20 protein-coding genes are annotated in these 23598 nt (G+C 71.1%); 7 read left to right on the top strand and 13 right to left on the bottom strand.

Translation table 11 applies throughout. The features are described 5' to 3' along the window. Positions 1-64: 64 nt before the first annotated feature. Both AB0E78_RS30235 and AB0E78_RS30240 read left to right on the top strand, forming a co-directional pair. Positions 65-1816: a CotH kinase family protein gene (locus AB0E78_RS30235; RefSeq protein ID WP_361838959.1), complete on the top strand. Its 1752-nt coding sequence runs from the start codon at positions 65-67 to the stop codon at positions 1814-1816. Continuing rightward, the gene (locus AB0E78_RS30240) at positions 1813-2742 is read left to right on the top strand and encodes a hypothetical protein (protein WP_361838962.1); all 930 of its coding nucleotides are present in this window, start codon (positions 1813-1815) and stop codon (positions 2740-2742) included. The genes AB0E78_RS30235 and AB0E78_RS30240 overlap by 4 nt, the downstream gene beginning before the upstream one ends. Positions 2743-2767: 25 nt before the next feature. Here the strand turns inward: AB0E78_RS30240 and AB0E78_RS30245 are convergent, their stop codons facing one another. The 6 genes from AB0E78_RS30245 to AB0E78_RS30270 are packed head-to-tail and all read right to left on the bottom strand — an operon-like array spanning position 2768 to position 8510. Next, positions 2768-3466 carry a GntR family transcriptional regulator gene (locus AB0E78_RS30245; RefSeq protein WP_361838964.1) on the bottom strand — a complete coding sequence of 233 codons (699 nt, stop codon included), beginning with the start codon at positions 3464-3466 and terminating at the stop codon, positions 2768-2770. A gap of 51 nt (positions 3467-3517) precedes the next feature. Further along, positions 3518-4519 (bottom strand): proline racemase family protein, encoded by a 1002-nt coding sequence (locus tag AB0E78_RS30250; protein ID WP_361838967.1) that lies wholly within the window; start codon positions 4517-4519, stop codon positions 3518-3520. Positions 4520-4571: 52 nt separating this feature from the next. Beyond that, the gene (locus AB0E78_RS30255) at positions 4572-5474 is read right to left on the bottom strand and encodes a dihydrodipicolinate synthase family protein (protein ID WP_361838970.1); all 903 of its coding nucleotides are present in this window, start codon (positions 5472-5474) and stop codon (positions 4572-4574) included. 50 nt (positions 5475-5524) lie between these two features. Further along, complete coding sequence (locus AB0E78_RS30260; RefSeq protein ID WP_361838973.1) at positions 5525-6997, bottom strand: FAD-dependent oxidoreductase; 1473 nt, start codon at positions 6995-6997, stop codon at positions 5525-5527. After that, a complete protein-coding gene (locus AB0E78_RS30265) occupies positions 6994-7314 on the bottom strand; it encodes a (2Fe-2S)-binding protein (RefSeq protein WP_361838975.1) in 321 nt (106 codons plus the stop codon). The genes AB0E78_RS30260 and AB0E78_RS30265 overlap by 4 nt, the downstream gene beginning before the upstream one ends. A 17-nt stretch (positions 7315-7331) precedes the next feature. After that, positions 7332-8510 (bottom strand): FAD-binding oxidoreductase, encoded by a 1179-nt coding sequence (locus tag AB0E78_RS30270; RefSeq protein WP_361838977.1) that lies wholly within the window; start codon positions 8508-8510, stop codon positions 7332-7334. A 110-nt stretch (positions 8511-8620) separates the two neighbouring features. Here AB0E78_RS30270 and AB0E78_RS30275 point away from each other — a divergent pair, with 110 nt between their 5' ends. The 3 genes from AB0E78_RS30275 (at position 8621) to AB0E78_RS30285 (ending at position 11462) form a co-directional block, all read left to right on the top strand. Continuing rightward, on the top strand, positions 8621-10051 hold the full coding sequence (locus AB0E78_RS30275; protein WP_361838980.1) for an aminopeptidase P family protein: 1431 nt from the start codon (positions 8621-8623) through the stop codon (positions 10049-10051). 169 nt (positions 10052-10220) lie between these two features. Continuing rightward, positions 10221-10964 (top strand): polysaccharide deacetylase family protein, encoded by a 744-nt coding sequence (locus AB0E78_RS30280; RefSeq protein ID WP_361839205.1) that lies wholly within the window; start codon positions 10221-10223, stop codon positions 10962-10964. Between the two features lie 39 nt (positions 10965-11003). Beyond that, a complete protein-coding gene (locus AB0E78_RS30285; RefSeq protein WP_361838983.1) occupies positions 11004-11462 on the top strand; it encodes an SRPBCC family protein in 459 nt (152 codons plus the stop codon). A gap of 57 nt (positions 11463-11519) precedes the next feature. Here AB0E78_RS30285 and AB0E78_RS30290 read toward each other — a convergent pair whose 3' ends face one another. The 6 genes from AB0E78_RS30290 to AB0E78_RS30315 all read right to left on the bottom strand — a co-directional run bounded on the left by AB0E78_RS30290 (position 11520) and on the right by AB0E78_RS30315 (position 19664). Further along, positions 11520-12740, bottom strand: a complete 1221-nt coding sequence (locus AB0E78_RS30290; protein WP_361838986.1) for an FAD-dependent monooxygenase — start codon at positions 12738-12740, stop codon at positions 11520-11522. A gap of 93 nt (positions 12741-12833) precedes the next feature. Then, the gene (locus AB0E78_RS30295) at positions 12834-13991 is read right to left on the bottom strand and encodes an XdhC/CoxI family protein (RefSeq protein WP_361838989.1); all 1158 of its coding nucleotides are present in this window, start codon (positions 13989-13991) and stop codon (positions 12834-12836) included. A 40-nt stretch (positions 13992-14031) separates the two neighbouring features. Then, positions 14032-15510, bottom strand: a complete 1479-nt coding sequence (locus AB0E78_RS30300) for an NCS2 family permease (RefSeq protein ID WP_361838991.1) — start codon at positions 15508-15510, stop codon at positions 14032-14034. A gap of 277 nt (positions 15511-15787) precedes the next feature. Next, positions 15788-18178 carry a molybdopterin cofactor-binding domain-containing protein gene (locus AB0E78_RS30305; protein WP_361838993.1) on the bottom strand — a complete coding sequence of 797 codons (2391 nt, stop codon included), beginning with the start codon at positions 18176-18178 and terminating at the stop codon, positions 15788-15790. Between the two features lie 2 nt (positions 18179-18180). Beyond that, a complete protein-coding gene (locus AB0E78_RS30310) occupies positions 18181-18774 on the bottom strand; it encodes a (2Fe-2S)-binding protein (protein WP_361838996.1) in 594 nt (197 codons plus the stop codon). Then, the gene (locus AB0E78_RS30315; protein WP_361838999.1) at positions 18774-19664 is read right to left on the bottom strand and encodes an FAD binding domain-containing protein; all 891 of its coding nucleotides are present in this window, start codon (positions 19662-19664) and stop codon (positions 18774-18776) included. The genes AB0E78_RS30310 and AB0E78_RS30315 overlap by 1 nt, the downstream gene beginning before the upstream one ends. Positions 19665-20035: 371 nt before the next feature. Here AB0E78_RS30315 and AB0E78_RS30320 point away from each other — a divergent pair, with 371 nt between their 5' ends. Then, positions 20036-21736 carry a PucR family transcriptional regulator ligand-binding domain-containing protein gene (locus AB0E78_RS30320; RefSeq protein ID WP_361839002.1) on the top strand — a complete coding sequence of 567 codons (1701 nt, stop codon included), beginning with the start codon at positions 20036-20038 and terminating at the stop codon, positions 21734-21736. A gap of 154 nt (positions 21737-21890) precedes the next feature. Continuing rightward, positions 21891-22652 carry a hypothetical protein gene (locus AB0E78_RS30325; RefSeq protein WP_361839005.1) on the top strand — a complete coding sequence of 254 codons (762 nt, stop codon included), beginning with the start codon at positions 21891-21893 and terminating at the stop codon, positions 22650-22652. Between the two features lie 47 nt (positions 22653-22699). Here the strand turns inward: AB0E78_RS30325 and AB0E78_RS30330 are convergent, their stop codons facing one another. Further along, the gene (locus AB0E78_RS30330; RefSeq protein WP_361839208.1) at positions 22700-23455 is read right to left on the bottom strand and encodes a GntR family transcriptional regulator; all 756 of its coding nucleotides are present in this window, start codon (positions 23453-23455) and stop codon (positions 22700-22702) included. Positions 23456-23598 lie beyond the last annotated feature (143 nt).

A 23598-nucleotide genomic window follows, 5' to 3' on the forward strand; every position in this document is an offset into this window, starting at 1 on the left:
TGGCGGTCATGTGGCACCGGGCGTAGAGAGGAAAGTTCACGCCAGGGACCCCAGGGAGGCCGTCGTGGACAGGACCATCGGCAAGGGCACGTTCCGGGACGCGTTCAAGAACCAGGTCATCGCGGTCTCCGCGCTGCCGCCGGGCACGGGACGGCGGCTCGCCGAGCGGGCCAACGCCGCGTCGGGCCCGACGGATGCCGCGCTGCGGACGAAGGCCGAGTTCAGCACGTTGTACGACCTGTTGCTCGCCGAGCAGGGGGATCTGCCGGGCGCTTCGGCCGACGGCAGCCTCGTGCTCCTCGACGCGGACGGGCAGCTCACCCAGATCGGGCGGATCGTCGACGAGCTCCTCAACTCGGCGCAGAATAAAACGGAGTTCTTCGCTCAGGACATGTATCAGGTCAAGGTCACGGGCTGGCCGCCCGGCGTCCTGACGGCCGACGAGGTGATGGAGGCGCCACAGGGCGCCCGGCTGACCCTGGCGAGGAGCGACACCCCGGACGACACGCTGCTCGCGACACCGTCGTTCTCGATGGTCAACAGCGGCAACATGACCGCGCGTGCCCCCAAGCGCTCCTGGAAGATCAACTTCGAGGTCGGCGAGAGCGAGGACCGGCTCTACGGCATGGAGCGGATCAACCTCAAGGCGATGTACAACGACCCGTCGCAGATGCGCGAGGCCGTCGCCTGGCGGCTCCTGGAACGCGCGGGCATCCCGGCGGCGCAGCACACGTACGCGACGTTCTCGATCAACGACCGCTACATGGGCCTCTACTCGGTCATCGAGCAGGTCGACAAGAAGTTCCTGAAGGACCACTTCGGCAAGAACGCCGAGGGCAACCTCTACAAGGCGTACTGCGGCGACGTCGGCTGCGCGACCCTGGAGCACCGCTCCGGCACGGACGGCAGCGACGGCGGACGGCACTACTTCACCGCGGGCAGCCTGGAGGACGACCGCACGTACCGCCTCAAGACGAACGAGGACGATCCGTCCGCGAACACCTATGACGACCTCGCCACGCTCGTCCGGGCCATCAACGGCGTCGAACTGGCGGGCCGCGGCGACCGGTTCACGTCCGACGCCTTCCGCGACGCGGTCGAGCGGGTGCTGAACGTGGCCGCCTTCCTGCGCTGGGCGGGCGCCAACGTCCTCCTGGGCAGCTGGGACAACTACTTCGCGACGCCGTCGAACTACTACCTCTACAACTCGGGCCGGCTCGGCGACCCGACGGGCTTCATGGCACGTCCGTACTTCACGCTCGTCCCGTGGGACTACGACAACAGCTCGGGCATCGACTTCTTCTCTACGCCGTGGCAGCACACGGATCTGCTCGACTGGCCCGCGATGAGCCGCAACTACTGCCGGATCACGCACGCGCCGCACGAGGTGTCCCCACTGCCGCTGTTCACCAACCTGCTGCGGCACCACGACTTCTGCCAGTACTACCTCGACCACCTCGAGTACCTCCTGGACACGGAGTTCGGCCCCGAGCGGGTGGCCGAGCTGCTCGGCGCGGAGGGCTCCGGGCGGACCGACGGCCTGTGGCAGCTCGTCGCGTCCGCCGCGTACGGCGAGTCCACGAGTCCGCACGGACAGGCCTTCACCGGGCGGCAGTTCACGAACGACGAGGTGTACCGCGCCGGATACCGGCAGTGGGAGCTGAGCCGGGGCTCGCAGTTCACGTACGGGATCTTCCACTACACGCGCATGCGCTACGACCACGCACGACAGCAGCTTGCCGAGTTGCGCAAGACCTACCCGAACGGTGCCAGCGGGGCGTCGTTCCCCGGCGCGATGGAGGTACTGCCCTCATGACCGCAACGAAGAAGTCCGCCAAGGCCGATGCCGCGCACGAGCTCCGTCTCGTCAAGGAAGCCAAGATCCGGGACCTGATCGGTGACGGCGCGGGCACCCGCCTGGAGGCGAGCGGTGTCGTCTACCACGACGGCTCCTTCCTGATCGTCTGCGACAACCTGCCCTCCCTCATCCGGGTCAGCAGCGAGCTGTCGCCCAAGGCGCCGGAGAACGGCGTCCTCAAGAACACCAAAGGAAAGAAGAACGGCAAGTCCAAGGCGAACGAGGGGTTCGAGGACCTCGCCCACGACGAGCGCCGCGACCACTACTTCGCGCTGAGCGAGGCCGAACCGATCAAGCCCAAGGGCTTCCGCGCCCGCGTCCACGAGTACGACGCGAAGCTGCGCCCGGTCGGCTCGACCCTGCTCGACTTCGATCTGCCGGACGTCAACAACGGCATGGAAGGCCTGGAGTGGATCGAGCGCTCGGGCGCGAACCACCTCCTCGCGCTGTGCGAGGGCAACCGGTGCGCGGGCGGCAAGAAGGGCAGGACGCCGGGCGGCGGCCGCATCCAGGTCTTCCGGCAGGGCGGCAAGCGCTGGATCCACACGGCCACCATCCGGCTGCCCGAATCGCTGCCCTTCGAGGACTTCAGCAGCGTGTCCGTGCGCGACGGGCGGATCGCCGTCCTGTCGCAGGCGTCGTCGGCGCTGTGGGTGGGCCGCATCTCCACCAAGAAGTGGGAGGTCGACGAGGGCACGGTCCACCGCCTGCCCACCGACGGCAAGGGCCGTAAGGTCTACGGCAATCCGGAGGGCGTCTCCTGGGTCTCCTCCGACCACGTGGTGATCGTGTCCGACCGGGCGAAGAAGGGCGCGGGGAGCGAGCGTTTCCGCGCGAAGGACCAGTCGATCCACCTGTTCCTGATCCCGGGCAACAACGGCTGACCCGCTCACCGAGCTGCTCGCCGGCCTATTCGGCCTCGGCCGCCCACAGGCCGCGTACGTGACCGAGGTGACGGGTCATCACCGCGCGTACGGCGTCCTCGTCGCGGGCGAGCAGCGCGTCCAGGATCTCCAGGTGCTCCTCGGCCGACGCCTCCAGGCGCCCCGCGTCGACGAGCGCCTGGAGGCCGTACAGGCGTGAGCGCTTGCGCAGGTCGCCGACCACCTCGACCAGGTGGTCGTTGCCCGAGAGCGCGAGCAGCCCGAGGTGAAAGCGGATGTCGGCCTCGACATACGCGATGAGGTCACCGTCCGCCGCCGCCGTGACGATCGCCCGCGCGGCCGGGCGCAGCGCCTCCAGGGCGGCGGGGTCCGCCGACGTGGCGAGCTCCGCCGTGGTCGGGATCTCGATCAGCGCGCGGATGTGCTTGTACTCGTCGAGCTGCTTCTCGGAGACCGCGGTGACCCGGAAGCCCTTGTTCGGCACCGTGTCGACCAGCCCCTCCTTGGCGAGGTCGAGCATGGCCTCGCGGACCGGGGTGGCCGAGACGCCGAAGCGCACGGCGAGGGTGGGCGCGGAGTAGATCTCACCCGCGCGGAGTTCACCGGCGATGAGCGCGGCCCGCAGCGCGTCCGCCACCCGCTCGCGGTAGCTGCTGCGCGTACCGCCCAGGCTCGGCAGGGCCGCGGGGGCGGCGGACGGGGCGGGGTTGCGACGGGCGGCCATGGGGTCGCTCCTCCTTGGTGCAATGTCACGTGCCACGAGTATCCCAGGCCACTAGAGAACGAACCCCGCCGGGAAGGGGTCGTCCGGGTCGAGGAGGTACTGGGCGGTGCCGGTCACCCAGGCACGCCCGGTGAAGCTGGGCAGGACCGCCGGGATGCCCGCGACGTCCGTGGTCCCCAGCAGCCGCCCGCTGAAGCGCGTGCCGATGAAGGACTCGTTGACGAACTCGGTGTCCAGGGGCAGCTCCCCGCGCGCGTGCAGCTGGGCCATGCGCGCGCTCGTCCCGGTGCCGCACGGCGAGCGGTCGAACCAGCCGGGGTGGATGGCCATCGCGTGCCGGGAGTACCGGGCGGTGGCGCCGGGTGCGTGGAGGTGGACGTGGTGGCAGCCGCGGATGGACGGGTCCTCGGGGTGCACCGGTTCGTCGGCGGTGTTGATGGCCTCCATGAGGGAGAGCCCCGCCGCGAGGATGTCGTCCTTGCGTCCCCGCTCGAAGGGCAGGCCGAACTGGTCCAGGGGCAGGATGGCGTAGAAGTTGCCGCCGTAGGCCAGGTCGTAGGTGACCGTACGGCCATCGGGCAGGGTGATCTTGCGGTCGAGGCCGACGGCGAAGGACGGCACGTTCTTGAGGGTGACGGCCTTCGCCGCGCCGTTCTCGACGGCCACCTCGGCGACGACGAGGCCCGCCGGGGTGTCGAGACGGATCGTGGTGACCGGCTCGACGACCTCGACCATGCCGGTCTCGACGAGGACGGTGGCGACGCCGATGGTGCCGTGCCCGCACATCGGCAGATAGCCCGAGACCTCGATGTAGATCACGCCGTAGTCGCAGTCGGGCCGGGTGGGCGGCTGGAGGATCGCGCCGCTCATCGCCGCGTGGCCGCGCGGCTCGTTCATCAGGAGCTGCTTGATGTCGTCGCGGTGCTCCCGGAAGTGCAGCCTGCGCTCGTTCATCGTGGTGCCGGGGACGGTGCCGATGCCGCCGGTGATCACTCGCGTCGGCATGCCTTCGGTGTGCGAGTCGACCGCGTGCAGGACGAGTTTGCTGCGCATGTGCGGTGCCTTTCGCTGGGTACGGCTGTCAGGTCGTCGCCGGGTACGGCTGTCAGGTGAGTCCGGCGGCGATGGCCCGCTCGGTGGCGGTGCGCACGGCCTGCTCCTGCTCGGGCAGCAGCGGAACCCGCGGGGGGCGGCACGGGCCTCCGTGACGTCCCGCGATGTCCATGGACAGCTTGATGGCCTGGACGAACTCGGGCCGGGAGTCCCAGCGGAGCAGCGGGTGCAGCTGCCGGTAGAGCTTGCCCGCCGTGCCCAGGTCGCCGGCCACGGCGGCGCGGTACAGCTCGACGGACGCGGCGGGCAGCATGTTCGGGTAGCCCGCGACCCAGCCCTTGGCGCCCGCGAGGGCGAGTTCGAGCAGGACGTCGTCGGCGCCGATCAACAGGTCGAGTTCGGGGGCGAGTTCGGCGATGCGGTAGGCGCGGCGTACGTCGCCGGAGAACTCCTTGACGGCGTGTATGTACCCCTCGGCGTGCAGCTTCGCGAGGAGCTCGGGCACGAGGTCGACCTTGGTGTCGATGGGGTTGTTGTACGCGACGACGGGGAGGCCCGCCTTGGCGACCTCCTCGTAGTGGGCGAGGACGGAGCGCTCGTCGGCGCGGTAGGCGTTGGGCGGGAGCAGCATCACGGAGGCGCAGCCCGCGTCCTTGGCCTGCTCGGCCCAGCGGCGGGCCTCGGCGGAGCCGTAGGCGGCGACGCCGGGCATCACGCGCTGCCCGCCGACCGCCGCGACGGCGCTCTCCACGACCTTGGCGCGCTCCTCGGGGGTGAGCACCTGGTACTCGCCGAGGGATCCGTTGGGCGCGACGCCGTCGCAGCCGTTCTCGACGAGCCAGGCGCAGTGCTCGGCGAATGTGCCGTGGTCGACGGAGAGGTCGTCGTTCAGCGGGAGTGCGGTGGCGACGAGGACGCCGTGCCAGGGGCGGGGATGGTTCGGGGGTGTGGTCATGGGCGTGGTCCCTTCGGTGCGGTGCGTTGCGGTGCGGGGAGGTGCGGTGGCTAGGAGGGGTCCGGTTCGTCGTCGGCGGTCCGTGCGAGCACCCCGAGCGGTACCGGCCGGGCGAACGGCCGACGCGCGGACCCCTCGGCGCAGCCCGCGAGTCCGGCGACGGCCGCCGAGCACATGCGGCCCTGGCACCAGCCCATGCCGGCCCGGGTCAGGAGTTTCACGGTCCGCACGTCGGTGGCCCCGAGTTCGTCGACGGCCTCGCGGACCGCCGACGCCGGGACTTCCTCGCAGCGGCAGACGAGGGTGTCGTCGCGGAGCTGCTCGGTCCAGTGCGCGGACGGCACGTACACGGCGCCGAGCACCTCGGCGAACTCCTGCGCTTTCGTACGTGCTGCGGCCGCGGCGGCCCATGTGGTCGGGTCGGGCGTGCTCCCCCGCAGCCGGGCGGCGGCCGAGCGTCCCGCGATGTGTCCCTCGGCGAGCGAGAGGGCGGCGCCGCCGATGCCGGTGGTCTCGCCGGCGGCCCAGACGCCGGGGACGTCGGTGCGCTGCTCGGCGTCGACGGCGACGTTCGGGCCGTCGACACGGCAGCCGAGACCCTCGGCGAGATCGGTGTGCGGGAGCATGCCGTGGCCGACGGCGAGGGTGTCGCAGGGGATGCGCCGTTCGGTGCCGGGCCTGACCCGGCCCGCCGCGTCGAGCGCGGCGATGGTCACCGCGTCCAGCGCGTCCTTGCCGTGTGCTTCGACGACGGTGTGACGTGACACCAACGGGACGCGGTGGCGCAGCAGTTGAGAGGCGTACCCGGCACCCTCGGCGAGTTTGTCCGGATGGGCGGCGAGGGTGGCCGCGTGCCGCGCGAAGGCCTTGGGGTGGGCGGACTCGACCAGGGCGGCCACGTCGGCCCCGGCCGCCGCGAGCCCTGCGGTGACGGGCATGAGCAGCGGGCCCGTCCCGGCCACGACCGCGGTGCGCCCCGGCAGGACGAGGCCTCCCTTGAGCATGGCCTGCGCACCACCGGCGGTCAGCACGCCGGGCAGGGTCCAGCCGGGGAACGGCAGGACCTTTTCGTATCCCCCGGTGGCAAGGAGCACGGCATCGGCGTGCACCGTCGCGGAGTGCTCCTGCTCGGGGCCGAGGAGCGCGTGCACGGTAAAGCGACGCCCGGCGCACGGAACTGCCCCGCCCGGTTCCGCCACCGAACCATCAACCGCAGCCGCCGTACCCCCCAAGTGGCGTTCCACGAACCAGACATGATGATCAGCCAGGTAAGTGATGCGCCCCGCGTCGATCTGTTCGGCGAGTCCGTCCCGCAGCCGTTCCCACGTCCGCCACCGGTGATGCAACGCCTGTGGGCGACGCGCGCCGAGCGCTCCGGCGGGCTGGCGGTAGAACTGCCCGCCCGCCTGCCCCGCGGAGTCCACCACGGTCACCCGCACCCCACACCGTGCCGCGACCACCGCCGCCGCAAGGCCCGCGGGCCCCGCGCCGATCACGGCAAGCGTGCCGCGCCCCGCCGTCACCGGCCCTCTCCCCCGCCATGACCGCCGCCGTGCTGCGTTCGGATCTCGGCGTGGGGCTCGGCGGGAGTCAGGCAAGCCCGTTGGTTCGGGCGGCCGTTGACTTCCACCAGGCAGTCGAAGCAGACGCCGATCCCGCAGAAGATGCCCCGCGGTTCACCGTCGCCCCTCGTGGTGCGCCAGGCGGTGATGCCCGCCGACCAGAGCGCGGCGGCCACCGTCTGGCCGGGCAGGGCCTGGATCTCGCGGCCGTCGAACGTGACGGTGTGCGGTGGGCCCGGACGGGCGTGGGCCAGGGCCAGGGGGGTGCGTTCGTTCATGGCACCTCCTCGGGTGTTCATGGCGCCTCCTCGGGCGGGCGGTCGGCGAAACGGTGCGGGCGGAACGGGTGGAGATCCTGATCCGGAGTCACCCCGCTCAGGACCTGGGCGATCAAGTACCCCGTCCCCGCGGCCAGTCCGATCCCCGCGCCCTCGTGCCCGCAGGCGTGGAAGAGCCCCGGCACCCGGGCATCGGGGCCGATGGCGGGGAGGTGGTCCGGAAGGTAGGGGCGGAAGCCGACGTACGCGCGCATCGCGCGGACCTCTTCCAGGAACGGGAAGAGCCGGGTCGCCCCCGCCGCCAGCGCCCGCATGACCGGCAGCGAGAAGCCCCGGTCGAAGCCGACCCGCTCGCGACTGGCGCCGATCAGGACCGGCCCCGCCCCCGTGCCCTCGACCACGGGTGACGTCTGGAGCGCGGCGGACCCGCTGGCCACGTCGGCCACGTAGTCGGCGGCGTACACCTTGTGCCGGACCATGCGCGGCAGCGGCTCGGTGACCAGGACGAAGCCGCGCCGCGGCAGCACGGGCAGGGCGACTCCGGCAAGGGCGGCGAGCTCGCCGCCCCAGGTGCCGGCCGCGTTCACGACGTACGGGGCGTGGATCTCCCCCCGGTCGGTGCGGACCCCGCGTATCCCGCCGTCCGCGGTCCGCAGCATGGCGGTGACGGTCCAGCCCGTACGAAGATCCGCCCCCAACAGCCGTGCCAGGCGCACCAATTGAGCTGCGGCGAGCGACGGCATCACCTGGGCGTCCTGCGGGTAGTACACGCCGCCCGCCGTGCCGGGAGCGAGGTGCGGTTCGAGTTCGTGGAGATCGGACGGCGTGACCGGTTGCGCGTCGACCCCGGCCTCGCGCTGCCCGGCCGCGAACTCCGCCAGCGCCGCGAGCCCTTCGCCGGACGAAGTGACGACCACGCCGCCCTTGGCCTCGAACTCGATGCTCGCGCCCACGCCCCGCTCGGCGGCCAGTTCCGTCCACAACCGCCCCGACAGCAGGGCGAGTTCGAGTTCGGGGCCGGGTTCCTTGTCGGATACGAGGACGTTGCCCTCGCCGGATCCGGTTGTGCCGCCGGCCACCGGGCCGCGGTCCACCAGGACGACGGAAAGGCCGGCCCGCGCCGCGTACAGGGCAGAGGCGGCGCCCACCATCCCGGCGCCGACTACCACAACATCGCAGGTCAGCCGCTTTGTCACGCCAGTACTATGTCACATGTTCCCTTGCGGGCCAAGGGTCTCTACGCTGGCGGTACCGACGTCCAGCACCCCACCACGAGCCCCGGAACGGGGAGGAAAAGGTGAACCCCATGGCCCAGTCGAAGGCGCGCAAGAACGGCCTGTACCCCGAGATATCCGAAGAGCTCTCCGCCCTGATGAGGACCGGCTGGGCCGACACGGAACAGCGCGACCTGCGCCCCGCCGAACAGGCCCCGCACGCCGCCCGCCGCCGCGCCGCCCTGTCCGCGCTGTTCCCGGGCGAGCGCCTGGTGATCCCCTCGGGGAAGCTCAAGACCCGCTCGAACGACAGCCATTACCCCTTCCGCCCGTACTCCGCGTACGTCCACATGACCGGCGACCAGGCGCGGGACTGCGCCCTCGTGCTCGAACCGCGCACCGGGGGCGACGGCCACGACGCGCACCTCTACCAACTGCCGCGCGACAGCCGGGACAGCGACGAGTTCTGGACCGGCATGACGGCCGAGCTGTGGATGGGCCGCAGGCGCAGCCTCGCCGAGTCCGAGCTCCTCCTCGGGCTGCCCTGCCGTGACGTGCGCGACGCCCCGGCCGAGCTGGCCGCATCGCCCGACGTGCCGACCCGCGTCGTGCGCGGCCACGACCCGGAGCTCGAGGCGGCCGTGACGACCGACGAGGAGCGCGACGCCGAGTTGGAGGAAGCGCTCTCGGGGCTGCGCCTGGTCAAGGACGACTGGGAGATCGGCGAGCTGCGCAAGGCGGTCGACTCGACGGTCCGTGGATTCACCGACGTCGTAGGTGAGTTGGCGACCGCCGTCGCCACGTCGGAGCGCTGGATCGAGGGAACCTTCTTCCGCCGCGCCCGCCTGGAGGGCAACCACATCGGCTACGGCTCGATCTGCGCGGCGGGCGAGCACGCCACGATCATGCACTGGGAGCAGAACGACGGCCCCGTGCGCCCCGGCGAACTGCTGCTCCTGGACGCGGGCGTGGAGACGCACACCCTCTACACCGCCGACGTCACGCGCACACTCCCCATCGACGGTACCTTCACCCCGCTCCAGCGCAAGGTCTACGACGCGGTGTTCGAGGCGCAGGAGGCGGGCATCGCCGCGGTGAAGCCGGGCGCCGCGTACCGCGACTTCCATGACGCGGCGCAGCGGTACCTCGCGTACAAGCTCGTCGAGTGGGGCCTCCTCGACGGCGACCCGGAGCGGGTCTTCGAGCTCGCCCTGCAGCGCCGCTTCACCATGGCGGGCACGGGCCACATGCTCGGCCTCGACGTCCACGACTGCGCACGGGCCCGCACCGAGGAGTACGTCGGCGGCGTACTGGAAGAGGGCATGGTGCTCACTGTCGAACCGGGCCTGTACTTCCAGCCGGACGACCTCACCGTGCCCGCGGAGTACCGGGGCATCGGGGTCCGCATCGAGGACGACATCCTCGTCACGGCCGACGGCAACGAGAACCTGTCCGCGGGCCTTCCCCGACGCTCCGAAGCCGTCGAGGCCTGGATGAGCGGCCTGGCGGGCGACCGCCACTAGGGCCCCACCAAGGCCGCCACCAGGGCGGAAACACCCTGGTCCCATGATCCGGGCAGACCCGGCGCCCCCTCTATACACTCCGTATATACACGCTATGTATAGTGCTGGCATGCCCGCTGCGAAAAGCAAGATGAACAGATCCGCCAAAGGGTTCCGTCGAGCCGCGTCCATGACGGCCATGACCTCCGTGGTCATGGCCGTCGCCCTGACGGGGTGCACCAAGGTGGACACCACCTCCCCCAGCTCCGCACGCAAGGACGCGGCGTCGGTCGGCGTCAAGAGCCAGGGGAAGCTCGGGACCGTCGACTGCCGCAAGGCGAAGTGCGTGGCCCTGACGTTCGACGCGGGCCCCAGCGAGAACTCGCCGCGGCTGCTCGACATCCTCAAGGAGGAGAAGGTGCCCGCCACCTTCTTCCTGCTCGGCAAGAACCACATAGCCAAGCACCCCGAGCTCGTGAAGCGGATGTACGCCGAAGGGCACGAGGTCGCGAGCCACACCTGGTCGCACAAGATCCTCACCGACATCACGCCGGACCAGGCACGCCAGGAACTGCGCAGGCCGAACGAGGCGATAGAGAAGCTGATCGGCCACAAGCCGACGCTGATGCGTCCCCCGCAGGGCCGCACCAACCCCGACGTCAACAAGATCTCGCGCGAGGAAGGCCTCTCGGAGGTCCTGTGGAGCGTGACCGCCAAGGACTACACGACCAACGACTCCGCCCTGATCCAGAAGCGCGTCATCGATCAGACCAAGCGGGACGGCATCATCCTGCTGCACGACATCTACAAGGGGACGGTGCCCGCGGTGCCGGGCATCATCGACGAGCTGAAGAAGCGCGGCTACGTCTTCGTGACGGTTCCGCAGCTGCTCGCGCCGGGGAAGGCCGAGCCCGGGAAGGTCTACCGGCCCTAGCGGGCGGGTTTCACCGCCGGGGCCTGGCAGGATCGCCGTGTGGCTCTCTTCCGTATCGACCGGGAATCATCCCTGCCCGCCGACGAGGTCTGGCGCCGGCTCACCGCGTGGGAGCGGCACGCCGATGTCGTCCCGCTGACGCGGATTGTCATCCGCACGCCGCCGCCCAGCGGGGAGGGAACGGTGTTCGTCGCCCGCAGCGCCCTCGGCCCCGTCGGGTTCGACGACGTGATGGAGGTCGTGACCTGGCGCCCCGCCGCGGCGGGCGGGGGCCTGTGCCGGCTGGAGAAGCGGGGGTCGTTCGTGACCGGGTGGGCGGAGATCCAGGTGTCCGCCCGGCCAGGGGCGGACGGTTCGGTGGTCGCCTGGCGGGAGGATCTGCGCGTGCGATGGCTGCCGAAGGCCTTCGACCGGGTGCTCGTGGCCGCGGCGCGCCGGATGTTCGGCCGGGCGGTGGACGGGCTGCTCACCTCTCCCCCGCCCCGCCCCCACGCGTGAGCGGACTGCCCGCCGCCCGCAGGACGGGCGAAGCCGCCCGTCCTGGACCACGGAGACCTACGAGGTCGGCACACCCCGCTGAGAGCGCCCGTGCAGGGTCCGCGCCACCCGCGGGCCCAGCCACCGCTTCATCCTCCGCAGCGGCTCCAACTGCTCGGCGGCGCGGTCGATCCGGTAGTACAGCTGCGGCGGGATGTGCGGCAGGAGCGGTGAGTGGCGCTGGCCGAGGAGCGCGAACATCTGGGCGGGTTCGAGGCCGATGTAGCGCGGCAGGTTCTCGTACCACTGGGCGCTGTAGCGGGCCGCGCTCTGCACGGAGAGGAGCGCGGACCGCCGCTCGCGTTCGTAGCGCGCGAGGGCGGGAGTGAGTTCCGGGCTCCCGCGCAGCGCGTCCGCGAGGGCGATCGCGTCCTCCAGGGCGAGCGTCGTGCCCGCGCCGATGGAGTAGTGCGTGGTGTGTGCGGCGTCGCCGAGCAGAACCACGTTGCCGCGGTGCCAGGTCCGGTTGGTCAGGGTCCGGAAGTTGAGCCACTGCGCGCTGCCGTCGGACTGTGCGCGGCCGATCAGGCGGTGCCCGTCCAGCGGCCCGGCGAAGAGCCGCTCCAGGAGGGCAATTCCTTCGGCCTCGCTTGCCTCGTGCAGGCCGAGGCCCGTCCAGGTCTCCGGCGAGCACTCCATGACGCAGGTGCTCCGCTCGTCGCTGAAGCGGTAGCCGTAGCACCAGATCCAGCCGTGCGCGGTCTCCACGAACGCGAAGGTGAAGGAGTCGAAGACCTTGGTGGTACCGAGCCAGATGTACTTGTTGCGGCCGAGCGCGACCTCCGCGCCGAAGTGATCGGTGTGACGCTCGCGCAGTGCGCTGCGGACGCCGTCGCCCGCGACGATCAGATCGGCGTCGGGCAGCTGGGCCGCGTCCGTGATCTCCCGCTCGAACTCGACGCGTACGCCGAGCGACCGGGCCCGGCTCGCGAGGATGTCGAGGAGCCGGTGGCGCCCGATGCCGTGGCCCTCGTCGCCGTGGTGGACCGTCGTGCGGTCGCCGACGTGCGCGACCCCGTCGCTCCAGCGGACCGAGTGCTCGCTGATGGCGTGCGCGGACTCCGGGTCACCGGCCCGGAGCTTCTCCAGCAGGCCGCCCCAGTAGGTGACTCCCCAGCCGTACGTCGACCCGGCCGGGTTGCGCTCGTGGACGGTGATGTCGTGGGACGGGTCCTGCCGCTTGAGCAGGATCGAGAGATACAGGGCGGCGGGCCCGCCACCGACGCAGGCGACCTTCACGGATGCTCCTGTTGTGTCACAAAGTGATCAATTCGTGACGCAAGGTAGCAGCAATGGAGGGCGGGTCCATGGACCCCGGGCGGGGCCGGGGCGTCAGGCCACGGATCCTATGCGCCCGGCAGGACGCCGCGAGGCGTCGTGGTGGATCGGCGTGTGCGCGCCGGTCAGCGAGACCCCGCTGCCGCCCCGCCGGTTGGCGACGATCTCCGCCGCGATCGAGAGGGCCGTCTCCTCGGGGGTGCGCGCACCCAGGTCGAGGCCGATGGGCGAGCGCAGCCGGGCCAGCTCCAGTTCGCTGACGCCGACTTCCCGCAGCCGCTTGTTGCGCTCCTCGTGGGTGCGGCGCGAACCCATCGCGCCCACGTAGGCGACCGGGAGGCGCAGGGCCAGTTCGAGCAGCGGCACGTCGAACTTGGCGTCGTGCGTCAGGACGCACAGCACGGTGCGGCCGTCGACGTCCGTGCGCTCCAGGTACTTGTGGGGCCACTCGACGACGACCTCGTCCGCGTCGGGGAAGCGCGCCGCCGTGGCGAACACGGGCCGCGCGTCGCAGACGGTCACGCGGTAGCCGAGGAACGTGCCGATCCTGACGAGCGCCGAGGCGAAGTCGATCGCGCCGAACACGATCATGCGGGGCGGCGGGACGCTCGACTCGACGAGGAGCGTGAGCGGCTGCCCGCAGCGCGAGCCGTCCTCGCCGATCTCCACCGTGCCGGTGCGCCCCGCGTCCAGCATCGCGCGGGCCTCGCCCGCCGCGGTGCGGTCCAGCTCGGGATGTCCGCCGAGCCCGCCCTCATGAGGGGCGTCGGCGTCGGAACGTACGAGAAGGGCCCGGCCCACGAGTTCCGCGGGGCCGGAGGTGATGCGGGCGACGGCCGAGGCCTCGCCCGATGCCGCCGCCGCCAGCGCTGCGGCGACGACCGGCCGCACGGAGGAGTCCGCGCGGACCGGGGTGACGAGGATGTCGATGATGCCTCCGCAGGTCAGGCCCACGGCGAAGGCGTCCTCGTCGCTGTATCCAAAGCGTTCGAGGACGCTCTCGCCGTCTTCGAGGGCCTGTTGGCACAGTTCGTAGACGGCGCCCTCCACACACCCGCCGGAGACGGAGCCGATCGCCGTGCCGTCGGAGTCGACGGCCAGGGCCGCGCCGGGCTGCCGGGGCGCGCTGCCGCCGACCGCCACCACGGTGGCGACGGCGAAGTCGCGTCCCTGCTCGACCCACCGGTCCAGCTCTTCGGCGATGTCCAGCATGTCCGTCTCCTAACGGGTGTGTGTTCAACAGGATGAGCGGCTACTTGACGCCCATCCAGCTCTCGATCGGATGGAGCGCGAAGAAGGCGAGGAACACGAGCGCGAGCACCCACATCAGCCAGCCGATCTCACGGACCTTGCCCTGCGCGGCCTTGATCAGGACGTGGGCGATGACACCGGCCGCGATACCGACCGTGATGGAGTACGTGAACGGCATCAGGACGGTGGTCAGGAACACCGGAATGGCGGTGGCCTGGTCGGTCCAGTCGATGTGCCGGGCGTTGGTCAGCATCATCGCGCCGATGACCACGAGCGCGGCGGCCGCGACCTGCGTCGGGATGAGCTGGGCCAGCGGGGTGAAGAAGAGGCACAGGGCGAAGCCGAGACCGGTGATCACGCTCGCGAAGCCGGTGCGCGCGCCGTCGCCGACGCCCGCGGTGGACTCGACGAACACGGTCTGTCCTGAGGCACCGGCGAGACCGCCGACGACACCGCCGGCACCGTCGATGGCCAGGGCCTTGTTCAGGCCCGGCATCTTGCCGTCCTTGTCGGCGAGGTTGGCCTGCTGGCCGATGCCGATGATGGTGCCCATGGCGTCGAAGAAGCCGGCCAGGACCAGGGTGAAGACGATGACGCCCACGGTGATGGCGCCGATGTCACCGATGCCGCTGAAGGACACCTCGCCGAAGAGCCCGAAGTCCGGCGACGAGACGACGGAACCCTTGAGCTCCGGGGCGTTCAGGCCCCAGTCCTGCTGGCTCATGCCCGCGACCTGGTTGACGATCGCGGCGAACACGGTGCCGCCGACGATGCCGATGAGGATCGCGCCCGGGACCTTGCGGACCTGGAGCACGAAGATCAGCAGGACGGTGACGGCGAAGCACAGGACGGGCCAGCCGATGAGCTTGTCGTCGATGCCCATCTGGATCGGCTTTGCGCCCATGTCGCCGTGCTTGGACGGCATGGAGGTGACGAAGCCCGCCTGGACCAGGCCGATCAGCGTGACGAACATGCCGATGCCCATGGTGATGGCGTGCTTCAGCGCCAGCGGGATCGCGTCCATGATCAGGGTCCGCAGACCGGTCAGGACCAGCAGGATGATGATGACGCCGTAGATGACGCACATCGCCATCGCGTTGCCCCAGGTCATCTCCGGGGCGACCTGGAAGGCCATCACCGCGGAGACACCGAGTCCCGCCGCCAGGGCCAGCGGCACATTGCCGAGGATGCCCATGACGATGGTGGTGGCGGCCGCCGCGAAGACGGTGGCGGTGGTGAGCTGATCACCGTCGAGGCGGTGACCCGTGGCATCGGGCACCGAGAGGATCACCGGGTTCAGAAGGATGATGTAGGCCATCGCCATGAAGGTGGTGATGCCGCCACGCACCTCCCGGCCGACGGTCGACCCTCTCTGCGTTATGTGGAAATACCGGTCCAGCCAAGACCTGCCGGCGGGGACGCGCGAGCCGTTGCCCGCGTCCTCCGCAGTGGTCTTCGGCTCCGTTGACTGCTGGGTCATGGTGCCTAACTCCCAAGGTTCAAAGGGGCACCCGCAACAGGCTGGTCGAACAAGGGTTGGGCCTGTGGAGACTGCGGGATTTGGGATGGTGCGTTGGGCGCACGACCCGGGGGACGGCCCGAGACGAACTGGGGCTCCGAAGAGCGTGGGTGCTGCGTGGGTGCTGCGAGTACTGCCATGACCGCGAGCGGTGCGGTACTGGGGTTCTCCGGGCGGCACGGGCGACGGAAGTGTGACGTTCCATGGGAGGCACGCGCCGCCCGGAGAGATCGTGGGATCAGGTGCCGGTGAGGTGCTCCGGGCGTACCGGCGTCCTGTTCAGCTCCAGACCCGTCGCGTTCCGGATGGCCGCGAGGACCGCCGGGGTCGAGGAGAGGGTCGGGGCCTCGCCCATGCCGCGCAGGCCGTAGGGCGCGTTCGGGTCGGCCAGTTCGAGCACGTCGACGGGGATGGTCGGCGTGTCGAGGATGGTCGGGATCAGGTAGTCCGTGAAGGAGGGGTTGCGCACCTTCGCGGTCTTCGGGTCGACGATGATCTCCTCCATCACCGCGACGCCCAGGCCCTGGGTGGTACCACCCTGGATCTGGCCGACCACGGAGAGCGGGTTGAGCGCCTTGCCGACGTCCTGGGCGGTGGCGAGCTCGATGACCTTGACCAGGCCGAGCTCGGTGTCCACCTCGACGACCGCGCGGTGCGCGGCGAACGAGTACTGGACGTGGCCGTTGCCCTGACCGGTCTTGAGGTCGAAGGGCACGGTGGGGCGGTGCCGCCACTCGGCCTCGACCTCGACGGTCTCGCCCTCGAGCAGCTCGGCCAGGTCCGCGAGTGCCTCGCCGCCGTCGGTGAGGACCTTGCCGCCTTCGAGGACCAGTTCGGCGGTGGCCCACGCGGGGTGGTACGAGCCGAACTTGCGGCGGCCGATCTCCAGGACCTTCTCGCGGACGAGCTCGCAGGAGTTCTTGACCGCGCCACCGGTGACGTACGTCTGACGGGACGCGGACGTCGAACCGGCGCTGCCCACCTGGGTGTCGGCGGGGTGGATGGTCACCTGCTGGACGCCGAGCTCGGTGCGGGCGATCTGCGCGTGGACGGTGATGCCGCCTTGGCCGACCTCCGCCATCGCGGTGTGCACGGTCGCGACCGGCTCACCGTTGATGACCTCCATGCGCACCTTGGCGGTGGAGTAGTCGTCGAAGCCCTCGGAGAAGCCGACGTTCTTGATGCCGACCGCGTAGCCGACACCTCGTACGACACCTTCGCCGTGCGTGGTGTTGGAGAGGCCGCCGGGCAGCGCGCGAACGTCCGCGCCCTCGCTGGACTCCCACTGGCGCTCGGGCGGCATCGGACGGGCCTTGACGCGGCGCAGGATCTCGGCGACCGGGGCCGGCGAGTCGACCGACTGGCCCGTCGGCAGGAGCGTGCCCTGCGACATGGCGTTGAGCTGGCGGAACTCGACCCGGTCCATGCCCACCTTGTCGGCGAGCTTGTCCATCTGGGCCTCGTAGGCGAAGCAGGCCTGGACGGCGCCGAAGCCGCGCATCGCGCCGCAGGGCGGGTTGTTCGAGTAGAGGGCGATCGCCTCGATGTCGACGTCCTCGATCACGTACGGACCGACCGACAGGGACGAGGCGTTGCCCACGACCGCCGGGGAGGCCGACGCGTAGGCGCCGCCGTCCAGGACGATCTTGCACTTCATGTGCGTGAGCTTGCCGTCCTTGGTGGCGCCGTGCTCGTAGTAGAGCTTCGCCGGGTGGCGGTGGACGTGACCGAAGAAGGACTCGAAGCGGTTGTAGACGATCTTGACCGGCTTGCCGGTGCGCAGCGCCAGGAGGCAGGCGTGGATCTGCATCGAGATGTCTTCACGGCCGCCGAACGCGCCGCCGACGCCGGAGAGCGTCATGCGCACCTTGTCCTCGGGCAGGCCGAGTACGGGGGCGATCTGGCCGAGGTCCGAGTGCAGCCACTGGGTGGCGACGTACAGCTCGACACCGCCGTCCTCGGAGGGCACGGCGAGGCCGGACTCCGGGCCGAGGAAGGCCTGGTCCTGCATGCCGAAGGTGTACTCGCCCTTGACGATGAAGTCGGCCCTCTTGGCGGCCTCGTCGGCGTTGCCGCGGACGATCGGCTGGCGGTGCACGATGTTGGGGTGCGGGACGTGACCGATGTGGTGGTCGTCGCGGCCCTCGTGCACGAGCACGGCGTCGGGAGCGGTCGCCGACGCCTCATCGGTGATGAGGGGCAGCTCCTTGTACTCGACCACGATCTTCGCGGCGGCACGGCGGGCCGTCTCCGGGTGGTCGGCGGCCACGAGGGCGACCGGCTCACCGTGGTGACGGACCTTGCCGTGGGCGAGGACCGGGGTGTCCTGGATCTCCAGGCCGTAGTTCTTCATCTCGGCCGGCAGGTCGTCGTACGTCAGGACGGCGTAGACGCCGGGCGTCTTGAGCGCCTCGACGGTGTCGATCGAGACGATCTCGGCGTGTGCCACCGGGCTGCGGAGCGTCTGGCCCCAGAGCATGTCCTCGTGCCACATGTCCGAGGAGTAGGCGAACTCGCCGGTGACCTTCAGGGTGCCGTCCGGGCGCAGCGTGGACTCGCCGATGCCGCCCTTGTTGTGCTTCTGGGTGACTTCGGTGGGCGCGCCCGTGGTGGTCTTGGTTCCAGCCATGATCAGACCGTCTCTTCCTGACGGGCGGCCGCCAGGCGGACCGCGTCCAGGATCTTCTCGTAACCGGTGCAGCGGCAGAGGTTGCCGGAGAGCGCCTCGCGGATGTCGGCGTCCGACGGCGAGGCATTGCGCTCGAGGAGCTCGTCGGCCGCGACGAGGAGACCGGGGGTGCAGAAGCCGCACTGGACGGCGCCGGCGTCGATGAACGCCTGCTGGATCGCGGAGAGTCCGCCGCCCTCACCGGTCTGGCCGTCGGTGCCCTTGGCCTGCCACTGGCGGGCCTCCTGGAGGCTGGTGCCACCGCAGACGGAGCCGCAGGCACCGCCCGGGTGGGAGTCCTCGCGGTGCTTGGCGTAATCCGCCAGGCCCTCGACGGTGACGACCTCGCGGCCCTGGACCTGACCGGCGGCGACCAGACACGAGCACACCGGTACGCCGTCGAGGCGGACGGTGCAGGATCCGCACTCGCCCTGCTCACAGGCGTTCTTCGAACCCGGGAGCCCCATGCGCTCGCGCAGGACGTAGAGGAGGGACTCGCCCTCCCAGACGTCGTCGGCTTCCTGCTGACGGCCGTTGACCGTGAAGTTCACGCGCATTATGCGACTCCCTCAGTGCTGCGGCCTTCGCCGCGGTACGACTCCCAGGTCCAGCCGAGCGTGCGGCGGGCCATGATGCCGACGGCGTGGCGGCGGTAGTTCGCCGTGCCGCGGACGTCGTCGATCGGGTTGGCGGCACCGGAGGCGAGCTCCGCGAACTGCTTGGCGATCGAGGGGGTGATGATCTTCTTGCTGTCCCAGAAGCCGCCCTCTTCGAGCGCCGCGTTCAGGAACTCCTCGGCGGCCTTGGCCCGGATGGGGGTCGGGGCCGCGGAGCCGATGCCGGTCCGTACGGTCCGGGTCTCGGGGTGCAGGGCGATGCCGAAGGCGCACACGGCGATGACCATCGCGTTGCGGGTGCCGACCTTCGAGTACTGCTGCGGGCCGTCCGCCTTCTTGATGTGGACGGACTTGATCAGCTCGTCCTGGGCGAGGGCGTTGCGCTTCACGCCGGTGTAGAACTCGTCGATCGGGATGAGGCGCGTGCCGCGCACGGACTCCACCTCGACCTCGCAGTCGGCGGCGAGCAGCGCGGGGTGGGCGTCACCGGCCGGGGACGCCGTGCCGAGGTTGCCGCCGACGCCGCCGCGGTTACGGATCTGCGGCGAGGCGACCGTGTGCGAGGCGAGGGCGAGGCCGGGGAGCTCCGTGCGCAGCTCCTCCATGATCCGCGTGTAGGGAACCGAGGCGCCCAGCTGGACCGTCTTCTCGCCCACCGACCACTCGCTCAGCTCGGCGACGCGGTTGAGGTCAAGCAGGTACTCGGGACGGCGGTGGTCGAAGTTGATCTCGACCATCACGTCGGTGCCACCCGCAATCGGCACAGCTGTCGGGTGCTCGGCCTTGGCGGCGAGCGCCTCCTCCCAGCTGGCGGGGCGAAGGAAGTCCATGAGGCTCTCTTCTTCGTATCGTGGGTCGTTCGCTTCAAGGGACTTCATTCCGGCCACTCGGGCCATTCGTCCCTCGACTGCTCGTTCATGTGCTGTTAACGCGGAGTGGGCCAAGTACACCGCTCCTGCGTCCGATGGGGTCAGTCACCGAAACCATGAAGGAGTTGGCTGGCCAAGCCGCGCGTCTTGTAGATTCGTATGAAGAACGGGCCTCAGTAACCTCGCGGATTCCCCCTGGAAACCGGAGGTCCCCCAGGACACGAGGGGCCACGAGGGGGACACGAGGGCCCGGGTCGACCGCTGGCAACACAGAGTCGACAGATCTGAACTGTCTGTACATCCCATTCGAGACAAGATCGGCGGCGACCACCATGCGGCTGCGCGCACTCCTTGACACCGACGCGCTGGGCCTGCGACTGCTCGGCGGCGAGGACGAGCTCGACCGCACCGTGCGCGGTGTGATGACCACGGACCTGCGCGACCCCAGCCGGTACCTCGCGGGCGGTGAGCTGGTCCTGACCGGCCTCGCCTGGCGCCACGACGCCTCGGACACGGAACCCTTCGTACGGATCCTCGCGAGCGCCGGAGTGGCGGCGCTGGCCGCGGGCGAGGCCGAGCTGGGCGACATCCCGGACGACATCGTCGACGCCTGTGAGCGGCACCGCCTGCCGCTGTTCGCCGTGAACGAGTCGGTCGCCTTCGCGACGATCACCGAGCACGTCGTCCGGCAGGTCTCCGGTGAGCGTGCCGGTGACCTGGCGGCCGTCGTGGACCGGCACCGCCGCCTGATGACCTCGGGCCCCACCGGCGGCGGCCCCGACGTCGTCCTCGACCTGCTCGGCTCCGACCTGGACCTGCGGGCCTGGGTCCTTTCCTCCGCGGGCCGCGCCATCGCGGGTTCGAGCGCGGCGGGCCCCGCCCTGCCCGCGGCCGTGTGCGCGCGCCTGGCGGGCGAACACCTGGCCGCGGCCCGCACGGGCCGCCGGGGCCCGCACCGGGTCCAGGTGGACGGCACGACGTACTCCCTGTTCCCCATCCGGAGCAATGGGCGCGGTCCGGCTTCCGCCGCGGCGGCGGCGAGCACGGCGGCGCTGCGTGACGTACGCGAGACGGTCCTGTCGGACTGGCTCCTGGCGGTCGAGGCGGACGCGGGCGACTGGCCCGAGGAGCGCCTTGACCTGCTGCAGGGTGTCACCCAGCTGATCGCGGTGGAGCGTGACCGGCGCGACGCCGCGCGCACCGTGCGGCGCAGGCTGGCCCAGGAGGTCCTGGAGCTGGTCCAGACGGGCGCGGCCCCGGCGGAGATCGCGGCGCGCCTGCGGGTCGCCGCCCCCGTGCTGCTGCCCGGCCTGGGCGCCGCGCCACACTGGCAGGTCGTGGTGGCCCGCGTGGAGTGGGACGGCGGCGAGATCGAGGGCGGTCCGGTGGCCCAGTCCCTCCTGGAGGAGATCCTCGTGGACCCGCTGTCGGCGGGGCCCGAGCCGTCCGACCGCATCGCGGTGGCCCATACGGGTGACGAGGCGATCGCGCTCGTGCCGCTGCCCGCGGTCTCCTCGGAGCACGACGGCCCGGAGACGGGACTGCTGGCCGATTCCCTCCTGGAGTCCGTCCGCGACCCCCTGTCGGCGGGCCTGGACGGCGACGGCCGCCTCACACTCGGTGTCAGCGCCTCCGTGCACTCGGCGGAGGGCCTGCGCGGCGCCCTGGAGGAGGCGCGGCACGCCCGCCGGGTCGCCGCGGCGCGTCCGGGGCGGGTCTGCGCGGCCGGCCATCAGGAGCTCGCCTCGCACGTCCTGCTGCTGCCGTTCGTCCCGGACGACGTGCGCCGGGCGTTCACGGCGCGCCTCCTGGACCCGCTGCGGGACTACGACCGGCGTCACCGGGCGGAGCTCATTCCGACCCTGGAGGCGTTCCTGGACTGCGACGGTTCCTGGACGCGGTGCGCGGCTCGGCTGCACCTGCACGTCAACACGTTGCGCTACCGAGTGGGCCGTATCGAGCAGTTGACGAGTCGTGACCTTTCACGGCTCGAGGACAAGCTCGATTTCTTCCTGGCGCTGCGGATGAGCTGACGCGGGCGGCCCCGGTCGAACACCTTTCATGACACGCCCTTTGTGAATTCTTTCACCCAGCCCCTTGGCCGGGTGCGCCGATCCATGCTGAGATGCGCCCACGACTCAACAGCTCAATGGCGTGCTCGGGGAGGGCAACGTGGCGCATACCGCCATGTCTGGTTCCGGAACGACTGCAGGGGACGATCCACTCCAGACCGCGGTATGGCGGCTGCGCTCGCGCGGCTGTTGGACCGACGCGGCCGCGCTGCTGGCCTCACGCGAGGGGCCGGGGCCGGCGCTCCAGAGGACCTCGCTCCTGGTGGAGCGGTGCCTGTTCACGGGTGAGGGCTGGGCCGAGGCGGAGGACGGACTGCGGACGGCGGAGGCGCTGGCCGTGGAGGACGACGACCGCGGGGCGGCGGCCTGCGAGCGCGGCCAGCTGGCGTACGCGTCCACGGTGCTCGCCGTGCGGGACCGGGCGGACGAGGCGCGTACGGCGCTGGGGCGGGCGGCGGCGCTGCTGGCCCCGAACGCTTCGGGGCGCCCTCTCCTCGACTTCCGCCGGGGACTCATCGCCGAGCACATCGCGGATTCGCCGCAGGCGGCGCGGGCGGCGTACCGCAGGGCCCATGCGGGCGCGACGGCACACTCGGACTCCCTTCTCCTCTCCTTCACCTGGCGCCATCTGGCCGGACTCGCCCTGCGCGAGGGGGAGTTGGCGGAGGCGCGGCACGGATTCGGGGAGTCCCTCCGGATCCGGGAGGAGCTGGGCTATCTGGTGGGTACGGCGCCCGCGCTGGCCGCACTGGCCGACACGGAACCCGAGCCGGAGGCCGGCCGCCTGCGGGCCGAGGCCGCGCGCCTCTTCCGCCTGATGGGCGGGGTGCCGTCGTGGCTGGCCCAACATCTGACACCACCGGCGCCGGCGGCGTAGGCCTCCGGCCTCGGCGCACCGTCATCACGGCTCCGCCGAGTTCGTCCTCAAACGCCGGACGGGCTGGATCCGGACCCGGCGAAATGCTCCCTCACCAAGGACTGGACGACCCCCAGGTCCTGTGCCACCAGCGCCTCAAGCAGAGCCATGTGCTCCGCCGCGTCGGCGACGAGATCGGCGCGGCGGCCGTGGACGGGACCGCTCACCAGGGGCCACTGCGAGCGCCGGTGCAGATCATCGGCCACCTGCACGAGCTGCTGATTACCCGAAAGGCCCAGTACCGCCCCGTGAAAAGCCCGGTCCGCCTCCGCGTACCGGGCCAGGTCGCCGCCCGCCGCCGCCATCGCGGTCGCCTCGGCAAGGGGCCGCAGCTCGCACCAGCGCGCGGCGGGCACCGTGCGGGCGAGCCGCAGCATCACCGGCACCTCGATCAGCGCCCGCACCTCCGCCAGCTCCCCCAGCTCGCGCGCGCTCCGCTCGGTGACCCGGAAGCCGCGGTTCGGCACGACCTCCACCGCGCCCTCGATCGCCAGTTGCTGCATCGCCTCGCGCACCGGGGTCGCCGAGACGCCGAAGCGCTCGCCGAGCACGGGCGCCGAGTACACCTCGCCGGGCGCGAGGTCGCCCCCGACGAGCGCGGCCCGCAGGGCGTCAAGGATCTGCCCGCGGACCGAGTTCCGCTGCACCGTCCTGCGCGGCGCGGGCACAGGCACCGCCGCTTCCCCGTGCGTGTGCTCACCGCGGGCCGGGGGCGGCGCGGGGACCGTGTCCCGGGCCGTCGAGGCCTGCACCTGCGCCGGCACCCGGGCGGCGAGGCGGTACGCGTCATGCGCTCTGGCCTGCTCCACGAGGTCCACCCCAAAGTCCGCTCGGTCCGAAAGGTACGAGAGGCACCATAGGCGGACAGCCCCGCAGTTGAAACCTCGATCATTCTGGGTAAGGTTAG

The organism is Streptomyces sp. NPDC032198 (assembly GCF_040636975.1).
Classification (GTDB): domain Bacteria; phylum Actinomycetota; class Actinomycetes; order Streptomycetales; family Streptomycetaceae; genus Streptomyces.

Excerpts from the sequence above, each read along its gene's own strand:
- AB0E78_RS30240 (WP_361838962.1), top strand. The coding sequence starts at position 1,813 with ATGACCGCAACGAAGAAGTCCGCCAAGGCCGATGCCGCGCACGAGCTC.
- AB0E78_RS30245 (WP_361838964.1), bottom strand. The coding sequence starts at position 3,466 with ATGGCCGCCCGTCGCAACCCCGCCCCGTCCGCCGCCCCCGCGGCCCTG.
- AB0E78_RS30250 (WP_361838967.1), bottom strand. The coding sequence starts at position 4,519 with ATGCGCAGCAAACTCGTCCTGCACGCGGTCGACTCGCACACCGAAGGC.
- AB0E78_RS30255 (WP_361838970.1), bottom strand. The coding sequence starts at position 5,474 with ATGACCACACCCCCGAACCATCCCCGCCCCTGGCACGGCGTCCTCGTC.
- AB0E78_RS30265 (WP_361838975.1), bottom strand. The coding sequence starts at position 7,314 with ATGAACGAACGCACCCCCCTGGCCCTGGCCCACGCCCGTCCGGGCCCA.
- AB0E78_RS30275 (WP_361838980.1), top strand. The coding sequence starts at position 8,621 with ATGGCCCAGTCGAAGGCGCGCAAGAACGGCCTGTACCCCGAGATATCC.
- AB0E78_RS30280 (WP_361839205.1), top strand. The coding sequence starts at position 10,221 with ATGACGGCCATGACCTCCGTGGTCATGGCCGTCGCCCTGACGGGGTGC.
- AB0E78_RS30295 (WP_361838989.1), bottom strand. The coding sequence starts at position 13,991 with ATGCTGGACATCGCCGAAGAGCTGGACCGGTGGGTCGAGCAGGGACGC.
- AB0E78_RS30300 (WP_361838991.1), bottom strand. The coding sequence starts at position 15,510 with ATGACCCAGCAGTCAACGGAGCCGAAGACCACTGCGGAGGACGCGGGC.
- AB0E78_RS30305 (WP_361838993.1), bottom strand. The coding sequence starts at position 18,178 with ATGGCTGGAACCAAGACCACCACGGGCGCGCCCACCGAAGTCACCCAG.
- AB0E78_RS30310 (WP_361838996.1), bottom strand. The coding sequence starts at position 18,774 with ATGCGCGTGAACTTCACGGTCAACGGCCGTCAGCAGGAAGCCGACGAC.
- AB0E78_RS30315 (WP_361838999.1), bottom strand. The coding sequence starts at position 19,664 with ATGGACTTCCTTCGCCCCGCCAGCTGGGAGGAGGCGCTCGCCGCCAAG.
- AB0E78_RS30320 (WP_361839002.1), top strand. The coding sequence starts at position 20,036 with ATGCGGCTGCGCGCACTCCTTGACACCGACGCGCTGGGCCTGCGACTG.
- AB0E78_RS30325 (WP_361839005.1), top strand. The coding sequence starts at position 21,891 with ATGTCTGGTTCCGGAACGACTGCAGGGGACGATCCACTCCAGACCGCG.